This window comes from Ewingella sp. CoE-038-23, assembly GCF_040419245.1.
GTDB lineage: Bacteria > Pseudomonadota > Gammaproteobacteria > Enterobacterales > Enterobacteriaceae > Ewingella > Ewingella allii.
In genome coordinates this window covers 1,103,585-1,118,886 of sequence record NZ_JAZHOH010000001.1, presented here as the reverse complement: position 1 = coordinate 1,118,886, position 15,302 = coordinate 1,103,585, and the positions used below count along the sequence as shown (strand labels likewise).

The 15,302-nt window shown below is 57.4% G+C and carries 15 protein-coding genes; 5 read left to right on the top strand and 10 right to left on the bottom strand.

The genetic code is table 11. The features are described 5' to 3' along the window. Positions 1-7 precede the first annotated feature (7 nt). Genes nei through pxpB form a run of 5 tightly spaced genes read right to left on the bottom strand, consistent with a single transcriptional unit; the run spans position 8 to position 3,787 of the window. The gene (gene nei, locus V2154_RS05355; protein WP_353501365.1) at positions 8-802 is read right to left on the bottom strand and encodes an endonuclease VIII; all 795 of its coding nucleotides are present in this window, start codon (positions 800-802) and stop codon (positions 8-10) included. Then, positions 802-1,452, bottom strand: coding sequence for a pyroglutamyl-peptidase I (gene pcp / locus V2154_RS05350; RefSeq protein ID WP_353501364.1), 651 nt, complete (start codon positions 1,450-1,452; stop codon positions 802-804). The genes nei and pcp overlap by 1 nt, the downstream gene beginning before the upstream one ends. 19 nt (positions 1,453-1,471) lie before the next feature. Further along, on the bottom strand, positions 1,472-2,218 hold the full coding sequence (gene pxpA, locus V2154_RS05345) for a 5-oxoprolinase subunit PxpA (RefSeq protein ID WP_353501363.1): 747 nt from the start codon (positions 2,216-2,218) through the stop codon (positions 1,472-1,474). Further along, on the bottom strand, positions 2,208-3,137 hold the full coding sequence (gene pxpC / locus V2154_RS05340; RefSeq protein WP_353501362.1) for a 5-oxoprolinase subunit PxpC: 930 nt from the start codon (positions 3,135-3,137) through the stop codon (positions 2,208-2,210). Before pxpC ends, pxpA begins: the two co-directional genes overlap by 11 nt. After that, positions 3,131-3,787 (bottom strand): 5-oxoprolinase subunit PxpB, encoded by a 657-nt coding sequence (gene pxpB / locus V2154_RS05335; protein ID WP_353501361.1) that lies wholly within the window; start codon positions 3,785-3,787, stop codon positions 3,131-3,133. The genes pxpC and pxpB overlap by 7 nt, the downstream gene beginning before the upstream one ends. Before the next feature lie 246 nt (positions 3,788-4,033). Here pxpB and V2154_RS05330 point away from each other — a divergent pair, with 246 nt between their 5' ends. Further along, positions 4,034-5,485 (top strand): MFS transporter, encoded by a 1,452-nt coding sequence (locus V2154_RS05330; RefSeq protein ID WP_353501360.1) that lies wholly within the window; start codon positions 4,034-4,036, stop codon positions 5,483-5,485. 16 nt (positions 5,486-5,501) lie between these two features. Here the strand turns inward: V2154_RS05330 and V2154_RS05325 are convergent, their stop codons facing one another. The 5 genes from V2154_RS05325 to V2154_RS05305 form a co-directional block, all read right to left on the bottom strand. Then, positions 5,502-6,248 carry a type 2 GTP cyclohydrolase I gene (locus V2154_RS05325; protein ID WP_437341992.1) on the bottom strand — a complete coding sequence of 249 codons (747 nt, stop codon included), beginning with the start codon at positions 6,246-6,248 and terminating at the stop codon, positions 5,502-5,504. A 79-nt stretch (positions 6,249-6,327) separates the two neighbouring features. After that, positions 6,328-7,308, bottom strand: coding sequence for an MBL fold metallo-hydrolase (locus V2154_RS05320; RefSeq protein ID WP_353501359.1), 981 nt, complete (start codon positions 7,306-7,308; stop codon positions 6,328-6,330). A 38-nt stretch (positions 7,309-7,346) separates the two neighbouring features. After that, positions 7,347-8,786 carry a deoxyribodipyrimidine photo-lyase gene (phrB, locus tag V2154_RS05315; RefSeq protein WP_353501358.1) on the bottom strand — a complete coding sequence of 480 codons (1,440 nt, stop codon included), beginning with the start codon at positions 8,784-8,786 and terminating at the stop codon, positions 7,347-7,349. Between the two features lie 12 nt (positions 8,787-8,798). Then, the gene (locus V2154_RS05310; RefSeq protein WP_353501357.1) at positions 8,799-9,752 is read right to left on the bottom strand and encodes a YbgA family protein; all 954 of its coding nucleotides are present in this window, start codon (positions 9,750-9,752) and stop codon (positions 8,799-8,801) included. Between the two features lie 184 nt (positions 9,753-9,936). After that, the gene (locus V2154_RS05305; protein WP_100937755.1) at positions 9,937-10,143 is read right to left on the bottom strand and encodes a YbfA family protein; all 207 of its coding nucleotides are present in this window, start codon (positions 10,141-10,143) and stop codon (positions 9,937-9,939) included. 500 nt (positions 10,144-10,643) lie between these two features. Here V2154_RS05305 and V2154_RS05300 point away from each other — a divergent pair, with 500 nt between their 5' ends. The 4 genes from V2154_RS05300 (at position 10,644) to kdpC (ending at position 15,173) form a co-directional block, all read left to right on the top strand. Then, complete coding sequence (locus tag V2154_RS05300; protein WP_100937756.1) at positions 10,644-10,733, top strand: K(+)-transporting ATPase subunit F; 90 nt, start codon at positions 10,644-10,646, stop codon at positions 10,731-10,733. Positions 10,734-10,735: 2 nt separating this feature from the next. Further along, complete coding sequence (gene kdpA / locus V2154_RS05295) at positions 10,736-12,424, top strand: potassium-transporting ATPase subunit KdpA (RefSeq protein WP_353501356.1); 1,689 nt, start codon at positions 10,736-10,738, stop codon at positions 12,422-12,424. Positions 12,425-12,467: 43 nt separating this feature from the next. Next, positions 12,468-14,534 (top strand): potassium-transporting ATPase subunit KdpB, encoded by a 2,067-nt coding sequence (kdpB, locus tag V2154_RS05290; protein WP_353501355.1) that lies wholly within the window; start codon positions 12,468-12,470, stop codon positions 14,532-14,534. Positions 14,535-14,597: 63 nt separating this feature from the next. After that, complete coding sequence (gene kdpC, locus V2154_RS05285) at positions 14,598-15,173, top strand: potassium-transporting ATPase subunit KdpC (protein ID WP_353503924.1); 576 nt, start codon at positions 14,598-14,600, stop codon at positions 15,171-15,173. The last annotated feature ends 129 nt before the right edge of the window (positions 15,174-15,302 follow it).

The following is a 15,302-nucleotide window of genomic DNA, read 5'->3' as shown; positions in this document are numbered from 1 at the left end:
TCAGAACCTAGTGCTGACAGCCCGGGCACCAGAAAAAGGGTCGGGTTGATACCGAGGTTTTCACAATGGTGTCGCCACAGCGTTTGCACGGCTTGCCTGCCCGACCAAATACCCGAAAGCTGAACAGCGCGCCGTGATGTTTGTTCTCCTGCACCTGCCCGCGCGTAGCATAAGACAAGCGTGCAATGGACAGACAGGCGTCAGCCAAGTCATCTAGCTGCTGTTCATTCAAGTCTTTGGGTTTATGCGTGGGAAGCAGCTTGGCCTGCCAGAGAATTTCCGCCCGCAAATAGTTGCCTAGCCCAGCCAAGAATGCCTGATCGAGCAGCATGCCGCCCAGCTGGCGATTGCGGAATTTGGCAGAGAGTAGCCGCTCGCGCACTTGCTCCACGGTCAGCGTCTCATCCAGCACGTCGGGGCCAATACGCTGCAAGAACGGATGATTTTCTATCTCATCGCTCGACCACATCTCAATCTCAGACGCGCTGTAGAGCAGAATGGTACCGTCGGTGCTTTGCAGCTTCACCCGCAGCGAACGCTTGCTCTCCTTCGGCTGCTGCCCCGCCTCAACCACCCGCCAGACGCCGTACAGCTGATTATGGCTGTAGAGGGTTAAGCCATTGGAGAAATGCGTCAGCAGCGCCTTACCGCGCGTTTCAATCGCCGTAATCTGCGTGCCAATCAGCGCCGACTGGTAGGGCTGTAACTCGGGAAAGGCAAACCAGACGTCGGTCAGCGGTTTATTGACCACCGCGCGCACTAACTGGTCAGCGGCGCGGCGAATTTCAGGACCTTCAGGCATCAGTGCGTCGCGCCTCCCGCCACCCTCAAATCTTCCTCAGTATGCAGGGCAATAGCGATGGTCAGCTCGAGCGCTTCAAGCACGGTTTTCACCGACATACTCGGCTGGCCGGGATGTTTTGCCGCTTGTTCGGGCAAATATGGGATATGAATAAAGCCGCCCTTCACCACCTTGCAGCCCGGCTGCGCCAGACGATGCAGCAGGCCGTACATGATGTGGTTACAGACGTAAGTGCCCGCCGTCTGCGACACCGAGGCCGGAATGCCCGCCTCGCGCAACCCGCTGACAATCGCCTTGATTGGCAGCAGTGAGAAGTAGGCCGCCGGGCCGTCGGCGACGATAGGCAGGTCAACCGGCTGGTTGCCGTCATTGTCGGGAATTCTTGCATCATCGACGTTGATAGCCACACGTTCGACGCTAAAGTCAGCCCGACCGCCCGCCTGCCCCACCGCGATCACCATCGCCGGATCCACTTCATCAATCGCGGCATTCAGCGCGTCAATGGCTTTGCCGAACACGCAAGGCAGTTGGCGAATCACAATGCGCGCGCCGGAGATCTCCAGATCTTCTAACTTCTTCACCACTTCCCACGAAGGATTAAGGCGCTCCCCGTCAAAGGGCTCAAAACCGGTTACCAGAACTTTACGCATAAGAGATCCTTTTATTGTTTCAGGCTGAAACCTGAATATTCTGCTGACGAAACGCCTCGCGCAGACGGCGGGCGAAGGCCAGAGCGTGCTCGCCGTCGCCGTGCAGGCAGACAGTATCGGCCTGCACCGGCACTGCGACCCCCTCGCGGCTGACCACTTTTTGCTGTTGAACCATCATCAGGGTCTGTTGCAGCGCCAACTCGTCACTTTCAATCAGCGCATCCGGCTGGCTGCGCGGCACCAAATTGCCACTGCTTTGATAGCGGCGATCGGCAAACACCTCTTGCGACGTCGCCAGCCCCAAACGCGATCCGGCGCGAATCAGCTCGCTGCCCGCCAGCCCCACCAGCTTCAAAGCAGGATCTACACTGTGCACCGCGCGGGCAATGGCGTCGGCCAAGGCCGGGTCAGTCGCCGCCTGGTTGTAAAGCATGCCGTGCGGCTTGACGTGCACCATCTTGCCGCCCTCGGCGCGGGCAATCGCCGCCAGCGCCCCAAGCTGATACACCACCTGCGCATAGACCGTTTCCGGCGGCAGCTGCATCGCCGTGCGGCCAAAGTTTTCGCGATCCGGGAAGCTTGGGTGCGCGCCAATCGCCACGCCGTATTGCAGCGCCCAGCGCACCGATTGCAGCATGGTTTGGGCGTCACCGGCGTGGAAGCCGCAGGCAATATTGGCCGAACTCACCAACTGCAGCAGGGCCTGATCGTTGTCGCAGCCTTCGCCGAGATCGGCGTTTAAATCCACCCTGAGATCAGCGGCCATGCAGCCCCCACTTAATCTGTTCGATAAAGCGTTCCTGCTCTTTCGACGCCAGCTGCGCCTCTTCCAGCGAGCATTTGACGAAATGCACCGGCTCGCCGAGGCGGATTTGCGCCAAGTTGTAGAGGTCAGCTTCAATCACGCAGGCGATGCGCGGATAGCCGCCGGTGGTCTGCGCGTCAGCCATCAGCACGATGGGCTGGCCGCCGTGCGGCACCTGCACCACGCCTGGGATCAGGCCGTGGGACAACATTTCGCGATTGCTTTCCCGTTTCAGACTATGGCCGTGCAGGCGATACCCCATGCGATTGCTCTGCGGGCTAAGCTGCCAAGAGGTGCGCCAAAACGCCTCGCGCGCCTCTTCGCTAAATTCCAGATATTCCGGCCCCGGCAGCGCGCGAATGCGATTACCGAACAGCAGCTGTTTGATGCCAGTCGACTGCTGCGGAGTCTGGCCTTTCTTGCCGATCGGTAGCTTATCGCCGTCGCGCAGCGGGCGGCCCTCTAAGCCACCAAAGGCCGTTTTAAGGTCGGTGCTGCGCGAGCCGAGCACCTCCGGCACGTCGATACCGCCGGACACCGCCAGATAGCTGCGCATGCCGCGCGCGGGGGTTTTGAGGGTGATGACCTGCCCGGCTTTTACCGGATAACGCCAGCCGGTCCACAGCACTTTGCCGTCCAGCTCGGCGTGGCAGCCTGCACCAGTCAGGGCTATCCAGCCCGCGCGTTTAAATTCGGCGCTGAACTGCCCGAGGGTGATTTCCAGCCCGGCGGCGTTTTGGTCATTGCCCACCAGCAGGTTGGCGATGCGCAGCGCGGGAGCGTCCAGCGCGCCGGTCTGGCTGACGCCCAGTTGGCGGTAGCCGCTGCGGCCTAAATCCTGCACCGTGGTAAAAATACCTGCGCGAATAATGCTTAACATACCCCCTCCTTTTGCGGCACAAAGCGCACTTTATCTCCGGGACGCAACAAGCTTGGCGGGGACTGGCGCGCGTCAAACATCGCCAGCGGCGTATGGCCAATAATTTGCCAGCCGCCGGGGGTGATGAGTGGGTAAATGCCGGTTTGGCTGCCGCCAATGCCCACAGAGCCGGCAGGTACCGCCAGCCGAGGCTCCGCGTGGCGCGGGGTATTAAGCTTCTCCGGCATGCCGCCGAGATAAGGAAAACCGGGCTGGAAGCCGAGGAAGTAGACGATGTACTCGGCGCTGGCGTGGCACTCCACCACTTTGCGCGGTTTCATGCCAGTGTGCTGGGCAACAAATTCCAAGTCGGGACCGTGCTTGCCGCCGTAAATCACTGGGATTTCAACCACTCGCGACTCAAGCTCCACCGACTCACTCTCTTCCCACCACTGCTGTAAACGCTCAATGGCGTCCAGCACAAAGCTTTCCGGGTCGGTCAGTAATACTGTGAGATTATTCATGCCGGGGATCACTTCCCGCACGCCGGGATAGTCCTGCAAACGCTGGGCAAGTCCCCAAATGCGTTGCTGGCTGGCTAATGAAACTGGCGGTTCAAGCTCCAGAACCACCGCGCGTTCGCCCAACAGGTAACACCGTGCTCGTTGCACTCAAACACTCCTCAAAAAAGCCGTTGTTGATGCAGCCGCAAAAGCAGCTGTTAAATAAACTGCAGAAAGAAAATCGTTAGACTGGAAACAGTTATGCGTGAAACGGACGGAGGATGTCAACTCAACAACCGCCAGTTTCGGACCCCTTTCAGGTTTCGCCTCCCGTGTTCTACTGCTACTCTCAATCTATTGCTTTATTTTTGTGCTTTCGGATAAAGCCTTTTTAGAAACACCAAGGGAGATGATTTGAAAAAGCCGCTGGCATTATTCTTTCCGCTTTACACCACCACCCTGCTGATGCTGCTCGGCTCGGGCCTGCTCACCACTTACATCTCTCTGCGGCTGTCGGCTATCCACGTCAGCGGCGCAATGATTGGTGCCATCATCGCCGCCAACTACATCGGGCTGGTGATTGGCGGTAAAATCGGCCATATCCTTATCGCCCGCGTCGGCCATATTCGCGCCTATGTCTCCTGCTCGGGGATCATCACCGCCGCCGTGCTAGGCCACGGTCTGACTGAGATGATCCCGATTTGGGTGGTGCTGCGTTTAATCATCGGCCTGTGCATGATGTGCCAATACATGGTACTGGAAAGCTGGCTGAACGATCAGGCGGAAGCCGCCCAGCGCGGCGTGGTGTTTGGCTTCTATATGGTCGCCTCTTATCTCGGCATGGCGCTGGGGCAGGTGGTGCTGATGATTAACGACGGGCTGGGGGTCAGCACGCTGATTATCATCGCGCTCTGCTTCGCCCTCTGTCTGGTGCCGATTGCTCTAACCACCCGCACCAATGTCAGCCATATGTCCCCCGCGCCGATGGAGCTGAAGTTCTTTATTGGCGCTATTCCTAAGGTGCTCGCCACTACCCTGCTGATTGGCATGGTGGTCGGGTCGTTCTACGGTTTGGCGCCCATTTACACCAGCCAGCAAGAGCTAACCACTCAGCAAACCGGCCTGTTTATGGCGCTGGCGATTTTCGCCGGGCTGCTGGCGCAGTTCCCGCTGAGCTGGCTGTCGGACCACTACAACCGCAACATGCTGATGCGCATTAACGCCGTGCTGCTGGCGGTAACCGCGCTGCCGCTGGCGATCTTCACCCATATCTCTTTCCCGGTGCTACTGGGCGTCGGCTTTGTGGTCAGCCTGATGCAGTTCACCCTCTATCCACTGGTGGTGGCGTTAGCGAATGATATGATTGAGCCGGAGCGGCGCGTTTCCCTTTCCGCCTGTCTGTTGATGGCCTTTGGCGTAGGTGCCTGTATAGGCCCGCTGGCGGTGGGTGCGCTGATTGAACCTCTGGGCGGCAACATTCTGTATGCCTTCTTTGCCCTGTGCGGCGGCGGGATTGTGGCCCTGAGCCGAACTTCGGCCAAAGAGGAAGAGACGGTGATGGCGGTGGATGCGCCACTGCCGCATATCGCCATGCCGGACAGCTTGAGCAGTTCGCCGCTGTCGCCAGCCTTGAACCCAGCCTTTGATGAGCAGCTGATTCAGGAAACCATGCCCGCACCGGAAATGGCCAATGAAGACGCGGCCGCCAATGATGATATTGAGAAGGAAGAAGAGGAGGAGCCGAGCGCCTTCGCGCCACAGGGGGCAGACCCCGACGCCGATACCGGCTTACAGCGCGCCTTCACCCTGCTGGAAGATAGCGCGCCGGAAGAGCCGCCCGAAGAGAAAGAGCGGCGCGTGCTTTAATGTCTAAAAATAGCCTTTAAGCTGGGTTATCGATATCTATAAATGTGACTTCTAATTTGTGTTCTTTCTCCAGCCACTCCCCCAGCGCTTTCACGCCATAGCGCTCGGTGGCGTGGTGGCCTGCGGCGTAGAAGTGCAGGCCCATCTCGCGGGCAATGTGGATGGTCTGCTCGGAGACTTCGCCGCTGATAAAGGCATCAACGCCAAACTCCGCCGCCTGCTGGATAAAGCCCTGACCGCCGCCGGAGCACCAGGCCACGCGACGAATCTCAGCCGGGCCGCCCTGGCCGCTGTGCAGCACCTTACGGTCCAGCAGCACTTCAATGCGCTGGCGCAAAGCTTCGCCGCTGAGTGGCGTTTTCAGCTCGCCGAAAGGCACTAGCGGCATCACTTCACCCAGCACCTCAATGCCAAACATTTTGGCCAGCTGCGCGTTGTTGCCCAACTCCGGGTGGGCGTCAAGGGGCAAGTGGTAGCCGTAAAGGTTGATGTCGTTAAGTAGCAGAGTTTTCAACCGGTTGCGCTTCATGCCGCGCACCACGGCTGGCTCGTTTTTCCAGAAATAGCCGTGGTGAACCAGGATAGCGTCGGCCTTGTGCTCCACCGCCGCGTCCAGTAAAGCCTGAGAAGCCGTCACGCCGGTCACGACGCGGTTGATCTCCTTGCGCCCTTCCACCTGTAAGCCGTTCGGCGCATAGTCATGGAAGCTACTGACATCAAGTTTCTGATTAATCAAGGATTCAAGCTGAAGGTTGGTGATCATATCGGTCTCTCATTGGGTCTGAATATTTAGGGTGATGATAACTGACAAGCCGCTAACACCCAACCTTCAACACGGCTGGCTATAAGGTTAAGTGGTCGCCCTGCTGCATCCTGATAAACTTCACCCCAAGGTCATTGCCTTTCTCCAACTGCTGCATGATTGCGGTTTCTGGATTTTCACCGGCTTTCAGGCTGGGCTTGATGTGGCTGATGATCACACTCAGGCCGTCGAGAGAGCCTTTGCCGCCGCTGGCGGTTTCCAAGACTTTCAGCTCTTTGAGCAGCCATTCAGGGGTCAGATGACCAAACAGCTTGCCGTCGGCCACGTCGTCGGGATAAGAGGTTTCGATGATGATGCCCTTGAGCCGCTTGGCTTTCACCTCAGCACCCAGCACCTGCCACACCGCCGCCAGATTGTTCGACTTCTCCACCGCGTCCGGGCCGGTATCGCCAAAGTAGGCAAAAGACTCTTTATTGCGGCTGAGCAGGATCATGCTCGACGGCGTACCGCCGTGGCTGAGGGGGTAAATCACGCCATCAAGCCCGGTAAGCCCGACGGAAAAACGCTGGGCCGGGCGCGGCGCATTCAGGCGATAGGTGCCAATGCGCAGGCCGCTGCCGGTATCCGTGAAGTTCGGCCACACTTTGCCGTTGAAGTAGTGCTGGCGCAGGGTGCCGATGGTATCGGCGGTGCCGTAAATCGGTTTTTTACTGTCTTCGGGAGAGCTGATGATAAGCCCGGCAAGGTGGTCTAGATGGCCGTGGCTGATGAAGTAGCCGCCAATCAGATTGCGGAAAACCGCGCCCTGCGGGGTGTAAGGCGCGGCATTTTCTGGCGTCACCTGAGGAAAGGCGCCCTTTTCCAGCGCCTTACTGATCCCGGGCAGAACCGAACCGGCATCCAGCCCGAGATAAACTTTTTGGTCATCGCTGCGAATCAGATAGGAGGTCAGGTTGCCCTCCTCAACGCCGCCGTGAACGCCAAGCGCCACCACGTCAAAACCTGCGAATGCCTGACTCGCGGAACACGCCAGGATCAGCGCCAACATTTTGTTTCTCATCACATCGCTCCGTGTGTGGTGAAGATTTCTGTTGGTTCTCAGCCCTGTGGCTGATTCCCTCGTTTCGCCGCCTCGAACGCCGCCAGTGTGTCTTTACGGGCGGTGGAGTGATCGATAACCGGCTGAGGATAGTCTAGCACGCGCTGGGTTTTCTCAGCCCATTGATGTGGCTGGTGAATTCCTTTTTCTGGGACATCGGTCAACTCCGGCACCCAAGCTTTGATAAATCGCCCGGCTTTGTCAAAACGCTCGCCCTGCGTGGTGGGGTTGAAAATGCGGAAGTACGGCGCGGCGTCGGTGCCGGTGGACGCGCCCCACTGCCAGCCGCCATTGTTGGCCGCCAAATCGCCATCCAGCAGTTGCGACATAAAATAGCGTTCGCCCTCGCGCCAGTCGATCAGCAGATCTTTGACCAAGAAACTGGCGACAATCATCCGCAGGCGGTTGTGCATCCAGCCGGTGGCGTTCAACTGGCGCATGGCCGCGTCGACAATCGGATAGCCAGTTTTACCCTCTTTCCACGCCTGAAGATCTTCCGGCGCGTGCCGCCAGCGGACATTATCGGTCCAGTCGATGAAAGGCCGGTGTTTACACAGCATCGGCCAGGCCACCAACAAATGACGGTAAAACTCGCGCCACACCAGCTCGTTCAGCCAGCCAAAGGCCCCGCCGTCGCGGCGCTCGAGCACGTCCGGGCATTCGGTGCGCAGGCGGTTAAAGCACTGGCGTGGCGACAGCACGCCGATGGCTAAATAAGGGGAAAGCGAGCTGGTGCCGTCGACGGCGGGCAGGTCGCGCTGCTCGAGATAATCCTGCACCTGCTCGCGGCAAAAACGGCGTAAACGGTCACGCGCCGCCTCTTCGCCGACCGGGAAGTCATCGCCAATCTCCTGCTGCGGATAGTCGAAGGGAGTCAGCGCGTGCAGTTTGACCTCCTCGCCGTTTTCACGCGCCTGCGGCGCAGGCAGCGAGCGGCTGTCTGACTCGGTCAGGCGCTCAAGAAAGGCGCGGCGAAACGGCGTGTAGACCTTGTACATGCTGCCTTCGCCGGTAGTTACCGAGCCGGGGGGTAACAGCAGGCTGTCATCAAAACTGCGACAAATGACCTCGCCGGAGAGGCTTTTTTCGAGGGCGGCGTCGCGCTCTAACTCGTTGATTTCATACTGGCGGTTGTAGAACAACGCATCCACGTTATGCTCGGCGCAGAAATCCTTCAGCCAGACATTGCTGGCGGCGAAGTCATCGCACTGCTGGTAGAACAGCGGAATGCCACGCTCGGCCAGGGAAGCCTGCAAAGCCTGAACGTGCTGGTAAATAAAGGCCGCCTGACGCGGCGCCATGACGTGCTGTTGCCACTGTTTCGGCGTGGCGATAAATAGCGCGAGCACCTTAGCCTGCGGGTCCTCGCAGGCGGCGTGCAGCGCGCGGTTATCGGTGATACGCAGGTCGTTGCGGAACCAGACGAGATGGGTAGTCATAAAGATCCTTCATTAATGGCCGTAGCGTAACCGCAGAGCCTCTGGATACGGCTCAAAATACCGCTGATCCGCCAGATAAGCGTCCGGATACTCAGCCATATAGTGTTTAAGCAAGGTGATGGGTGCCAGCAGAGGCTGAACGCCCTGACGATAGCGGTCGATAAGCTGGGTCAGTTCTTGGCGCTGGTGAGCATTAAGCTGGCGGCGGAAATAGCCCTGAACGTGCATCAATACGTTGGTGTGATTGCGGCGCGTGGCCTTGTGCTGCAACAGATTCATCAGCCGCTGGCGATATTCGACGAAGTACTCTTCCAGAGAAGTCCACTCGGCCATGCCCGCGACGAATCGGCCTAACTCGCGATATTGTGGCTGGGAGTGTGCCAAAAGCGAAAGTTTGTAACGGCTGTGGAAAGCCATCAGCTTGCCGCGCGACAGGCCGCTGGCCCGCAGCTGGTTAAGCTCATATAAGGCAAACACGCGCTCGACAAAGTTCTCACGCAGTACCGGGTCATTGAGCCGCCCATCCTCTTCCACTGGCAGCCACGGGTAGCGTTTCATCAACGCGGCGGCATAAATGCCCACGCCGCATTTCTTGCCGTCTTTGCCGTTGGCGCTGTAGACCCGCACTCTTTCCATGCCACAGCTCGGCGACTTGGCGCAGAGAATATAGCCACACAGATGCCCCAAAGGCTCAATGCGCTCCTCGGCATAACTCTGCATTTTCTCTGTCACATCAATGGATTCATCATTACTGAAACGCATCGCCACGCCGTCATCCTGACGAACCAAACGCAAGGCTGGACGCGGCGTCGGCAGGCCAATTGCCATCTCAGGGCAAATTGCTTCGAAGCGTACATAGGGCGCAAGTTGCTCAACGGCGAAAGCCAGCCGCTTGTGGCCGCCGTCAAAACGCACGTTCTCCCCCAGCAGGCAGGCACTGATGCCGATCGGAATGTGTTCACTCATTAGCAACTCCCTGATGATGTTGGCCATGGCACTTAGGAAAAGAGCTATCTGCCCTCGTTATGAATCAGTATAAGTTATACAACAAAATAATGTTGTACAACTTTAGATTGAGGTAATAAAAAACCCCGGCTTTTCAGTCGGGGTTTTTAGCTTCTTTCCTTATCAGGAAGGGAAGGAGCAAAGATCAATAAAAATCTTGCGAAGCGAGTTCGGCATGCGACAGCCAAACAGGCTTATCGCTGGTTTTCAGCCAGACGCGGTGTAAATAACTATAAAAACGGGCGCGGTCCTGGCGGAACAGCATCACCGGTAATGCCAGCACGCCTGCGGCAAGCACCAGAGCGCGGCGAACAAGAATACGGGTCAGCGTATACGGCGTGTAATCAGACATAGCGTTGCTCCTTTCGGAAATGTTTAAGAATTAATGGAATCTGTAAATTGAACAAAATTTTACCGCAATGGCTGAAAGTTTACTACTCATCTGACCACTTAAAGTGTAAAAAAACACCAAATTTTGCCTATCGATGTAATTGAGTTACAGAAAAGTTAAATAAAAACACTTTTTACATTTCATTTTCATAACAACTCGATCACCTATCAGATTTTTACTCTCCCAGCCCAAATCCCAGCCATTGGCGCTGTAGTGAGTCCCTGTGGCACAGAGCCAAATCCCAAGCCATTTGAGTTGTATCAAGGCGGCAACTGAATGAATCCCAGGAGCTTACATAAGTAAGTGACTGGGGTGAGTGAGGGCAGCCAACGCCGAGACAACTCAAAGTGCGCCGGGATTTTTATATAATTTTTATACTGAAGACTGCTTTCTTTTCAGGATCTTTGCCTGCGATTCCCTATCCTCGCTGCAACATAAAAAAACACCTGTGGAGGTGGACTGTGACTGTTGGCGTAATCTGCGGCGCACTGCTGGTTCTGTTGTTACTCGGCTACTTGGTTTATGCCCTGCTTAATGCGGAGGAGTTTTAAAAATGGCAGCTTCGGGCTTTTTAATGATCGCCAGCTTTATGTTGGTGTTATTGCTGCTCTCAAAACCACTGGGGAATTTCATTGCTCAGCTGATTGAAGGTCAGCCTGTAGGGTTGTTACAACGTTTTGATCGTGGGGTATTTCGCACAGCAGGTAGTTCCGAAACAGAAATGAACTGGTGGCAGTACGCCCTCGCCATCATGGTGTTCAACATTTTAGGCATCGTCGTTTTGATGGTGATGCTGTTGGCGCAAGGCTGGTTGCCAATGAACCCGCAGAACTTCGGCGGTTTGTCTTGGGATCTGGCTTTCAACACAGCAGTCAGCTTTGTGAGTAACACCAACTGGCAGGCGTACAGCGGCGAAAGCACGCTGAGCTACTTCAGCCAGATGATTGGTTTGACGGTGCAGAACTTCCTGTCCGCCGCCACCGGTATTGCCGTGGCCTTTGCGCTGATCCGCGCTTTCGCGCGCCCTTCGGCTCACACCATTGGTAACGCCTGGGCAGACCTGTGGCGCATCACGATTTATCTGCTGCTGCCAATTTCTCTGTTGATAGCGCTCTACTTCGTCAGCCAAGGAGTGATTCAGAACTTCGAAGCTTATCAGCACGTGACCACGCTGGAAGGCGCGCAGCAGCTGTTGCCAATGGGCCCAGTCGCCTCTCAAGAAGCGATAAAAATGCTCGGGACTAACGGCGGTGGCTTCTTCGGCGCTAACTCAGCGCACCCGTTCGAAAACCCAACCGCCATGACCAACATGGTGCAGATGCTGTCGATTTTCCTGATCCCTTGCGCACTGTGCTTTGCGTTCGGTCGCGTGGTCGGTGATAACCGTCAGGGCCACGCGCTGGTGTGGGCGATGTCAGTGATTTTCGTGGTGTCGGTGGTGGTCATTATGTACGCCGAATTGCAGGGTAACCCGCACTTCACGCAGCTCGGTGCGACCAGCAATATCAATATGGAAGGTAAGGAGAGTCGCTTCGGCATCTTAGCTTCTAGCTTCTTTGCTGCCGTCACTACCGCCGCCTCCTGCGGTGCGGTGAACGCCATGCATGACTCCTTCACCGCCCTTGGTGGTCTGGTGCCAATGTGGCTGATGCAGATTGGTGAAGTGGTGTTCGGCGGCGTCGGCTCTGGCCTGTACGGCATGCTGCTGTTCGTGCTGCTGACGGTGTTTATCGCTGGCCTGATGATTGGCCGCACGCCGGAATACCTTGGTAAGAAGATTGATGTTTACGACATGAAGATGACCGCGCTGGCGATTCTGGTGACACCAACGCTGGTGTTGCTGGGTACCGCGCTGGCACTGGTGACTGACGCAGGCCGTGCCGGTATCTCCAACCCGGGCGCCCACGGTTTTAGCGAAGTGCTGTATGCCGTCTCCTCTGCCGCCAACAACAACGGTAGCGCCTTCGGTGGTTTAAGCGTCAACACCCCGTTCTATAACGTGCTGTTGTCGGTATGTATGTTCTTCGGTCGCTTTGGGGTGATTCTGCCGGTGCTGGCTATCGCTGGTTCACTGGTAGCGAAAAAACGTCAGAAAGCGGGCAACGGTACGCTGCCTACCTCCGGCCCACTGTTTATCGGCCTGCTGGTCGGTACGGTTCTGCTGGTTGGTGCGCTGACCTTCGTTCCGGCCCTGGCCCTCGGTCCGGTAGCAGAACATTTGCAGGTGTGGTCCGGCCATTAATGCCGCGTAACCCGTTGAACTGATAATGAGTGAGATTAAGAAAATGACTCGTAAACAACGTGCGCTGTTTGAACCGCGCCTGATCCGCACCGCACTGCTCGACTCGGTGAAGAAACTGGACCCGCGCGTCCAGTGGCGTAACCCGGTGATGTTCGTGGTGTATCTGGGCAGTATTCTGACCACCATTATTTGGCTGGCTATTCTGTTCAAACAGACTGACGGCAGCGCCGCCTTCACCGGCAGCGTGTCGCTGTGGCTGTGGTTCACCGTGCTGTTCGCCAACTTTGCCGAAGCGTTGGCAGAAGGCCGCAGCAAGGCGCAGGCACAGAGCCTGAAAGGCGTGCAGAAGACCAGCTGGGCGAAGAAAATCTACGAACCGCGTCCGGAATCTCCGGTGGTTAAAGTGGCCGCCGACAGCCTGCGTAAAGGCGACATGGTGCTGATCGAAGCCGGTGATACCGTGCCGTGCGACGGTGAAGTGCTGGTCGGCGGAGCGTCAGTGGATGAAAGCGCCATTACTGGTGAATCCGCACCGGTGATTCGTGAGTCAGGCGGTGACTTCTCCTCCGTCACCGGCGGTACTCGCGTGCTGTCTGACTGGCTGATTGTTGAGTGTACGGCGAACCCAGGCGACACCTTCCTTGACCGGATGATCGCCATGGTGGAAGGCGCAAAACGTCGCAAAACGCCAAACGAAGTGGCTCTGACTATTCTGCTGGTTGCGCTGACGCTGGTGTTCGTTCTAGCCACCGCCACGCTCTATCCGTTCTCGCTGTTTAGCGTTGACGCCAGCCACATGGGCGTTCCAGTCACCGTCACCGTACTGGTCGCGCTGTTAGTCTGTCTGATCCCTACCACCATCGGCGGCCTGCTGTCGGCCATCGGCGTGGCGGGTATGAGCCGCATGCTGGAAGCTAACGTGATTGCCACCAGCGGCCGTGCTGTAGAAGCGGCGGGTGACGTTGACGTGCTGCTGCTCGACAAGACCGGGACCATTACGCTGGGTAACCGTCAGGCATCGCAGTTCCTTCCCGCACCTCAGGTGACGGAACAGGAACTGGCCGATGCCGCACAGTTATCCTCACTGGCGGACGAAACGCCGGAAGGCCGCAGCATCGTGGTGCTGGCAAAACAGCGCTTTAACCTGCGCGAACGCGATATTCATTCGCTGAACGCCACCTTTGTTCCGTTCTCTGCGCAAACCCGCATGAGCGGCGTGAACATCGGTGACCGCAGCATTCGTAAAGGCTCGGTGGACGCCATTCGTCGCCACGTGGAAACCAACGGCGGCAGCTTCCCGCAGGCTATCGAAGGCCTGGTGGAAAACGTGGCTCGTAAAGGCGGTACGCCGCTGGTCGTGGCTGAAGGTGCGCGCGTTCTGGGCGTGGTTGAGCTGAAGGACATCGTCAAAGGTGGCATCAAAGAGCGCTTTGCCGAGCTGCGTAAGATGGGGATCAAAACGGTGATGATCACCGGTGACAACCGTCTGACCGCTGCGGCTATCGCGGCCGAAGCCGGGGTGGATGACTTCCTGTCCGAAGCCACGCCGGAAGCCAAGCTGGCGCTGATTCGCCAATACCAGTCAGAAGGCCGTCTGGTGGCGATGACCGGCGACGGTACCAACGACGCCCCTGCTCTGGCACAGGCTGACGTGGCGGTGGCGATGAACTCAGGTACCCAAGCGGCGAAAGAAGCCGGCAACATGGTGGACCTGGATTCCAACCCGACCAAGCTGATTGAAGTGGTGCATATCGGTAAGCAGATGCTGATGACGCGCGGCTCGCTGACCACCTTCAGTATCGCCAACGACGTGGCGAAGTATTTCGCCATTATCCCGGCGGCGTTCGCGGCGACCTATCCGCAGCTGAACGCGCTGAACGTGATGCACCTGACCTCCCCTGCTTCGGCGATTATGTCAGCAGTGATTTTCAACGCCTTGGTGATTGTGTTCCTGATCCCACTGGCGTTACGCGGTGTGAGTTATAAAGCCATGAGCGCCGCGTCGCTGCTGCGTCGCAACCTGTGGATTTATGGCGTGGGTGGTCTGGTGGTGCCGTTTATCGGTATCAAGATTATCGACGTGATCCTCACCGTTTTACACTTAAGTTAAGGGATAAAGACTATGTCTGTTTTACGTGCTCAGTCTGCTAACCAAGCTCCAGCGCCAACCCGCATGAGCTACCTACGCCCTGCGATTGTGATGACGGTGCTGCTGACGCTGGCGACCGGGGTGGTCTACCCGTTCGTCACCACCGGGATCTCCACCGCGGTATTCAACTACCGCGCTGAAGGTTCGCTGATCCGTGACAATGGCGTGATTGTCGGTTCTGAGCTGATTGGCCAGAACTTCACTCGCGACAACTATTTCTGGGGGCGTCCGTCGGCGACGTCCGATACCCCCTATAATCCAATGGCGTCCGGCGGCAGCAACATGGCGGCGAGCAATCCGGCGCTGGACAAAGCCGTGGCGGATCGCGTGGCGGCACTGCGTAAAGCGAACCCACAAAGTTCGCCACAGGTTCCGGTGGATTTAGTCACCGCATCGGGCAGCGGCCTTGACCCACAAATTTCGGTGGAAGCCGCACAGTGGCAGGCCCAGCGCGTGGCAACGGCGCGTGGCTTAACGCTGGCGCAAGTCAATAAACTGATTGATGATAATACCTCGTCGCCGCTGGCGAGCTTTATCGGCCCAACCGTGGTCAACGTGCTTGAATTAAACCATGCGCTGGACAACCTGAAAGCGCAGTAAGGGTTCGAATAAAGATGTCCTCTAGATAAAGAGGATCAGTGATTAGGGCGCAACACGCTGCACCTTTCGAGATTCCCCCTCGGAAAATGCAACATGCTGCGCCCGTTCGGCTTTCTAAATTATGATGGG

Excerpts from the sequence above, each read along its gene's own strand:
- pxpC (WP_353501362.1), bottom strand. The coding sequence starts at position 3,137 with ATGTTAAGCATTATTCGCGCAGGTATTTTTACCACGGTGCAGGATTTA.
- kdpA (WP_353501356.1), top strand. The coding sequence starts at position 10,736 with ATGGCAGCTTCGGGCTTTTTAATGATCGCCAGCTTTATGTTGGTGTTA.
- kdpB (WP_353501355.1), top strand. The coding sequence starts at position 12,468 with ATGACTCGTAAACAACGTGCGCTGTTTGAACCGCGCCTGATCCGCACC.
- phrB (WP_353501358.1), bottom strand. The coding sequence starts at position 8,786 with ATGACTACCCATCTCGTCTGGTTCCGCAACGACCTGCGTATCACCGAT.
- kdpC (WP_353503924.1), top strand. The coding sequence starts at position 14,598 with ATGAGCTACCTACGCCCTGCGATTGTGATGACGGTGCTGCTGACGCTG.
- V2154_RS05320 (WP_353501359.1), bottom strand. The coding sequence starts at position 7,308 with ATGAGAAACAAAATGTTGGCGCTGATCCTGGCGTGTTCCGCGAGTCAG.
- nei (WP_353501365.1), bottom strand. The coding sequence starts at position 802 with ATGCCTGAAGGTCCTGAAATTCGCCGCGCCGCTGACCAGTTAGTGCGC.
- V2154_RS05305 (WP_100937755.1), bottom strand. The coding sequence starts at position 10,143 with ATGTCTGATTACACGCCGTATACGCTGACCCGTATTCTTGTTCGCCGC.
- V2154_RS05310 (WP_353501357.1), bottom strand. The coding sequence starts at position 9,752 with ATGAGTGAACACATTCCGATCGGCATCAGTGCCTGCCTGCTGGGGGAG.
- V2154_RS05325 (WP_437341992.1), bottom strand. The coding sequence starts at position 6,248 with ATGATCACCAACCTTCAGCTTGAATCCTTGATTAATCAGAAACTTGAT.
- pcp (WP_353501364.1), bottom strand. The coding sequence starts at position 1,452 with ATGCGTAAAGTTCTGGTAACCGGTTTTGAGCCCTTTGACGGGGAGCGC.
- pxpA (WP_353501363.1), bottom strand. The coding sequence starts at position 2,218 with ATGGCCGCTGATCTCAGGGTGGATTTAAACGCCGATCTCGGCGAAGGC.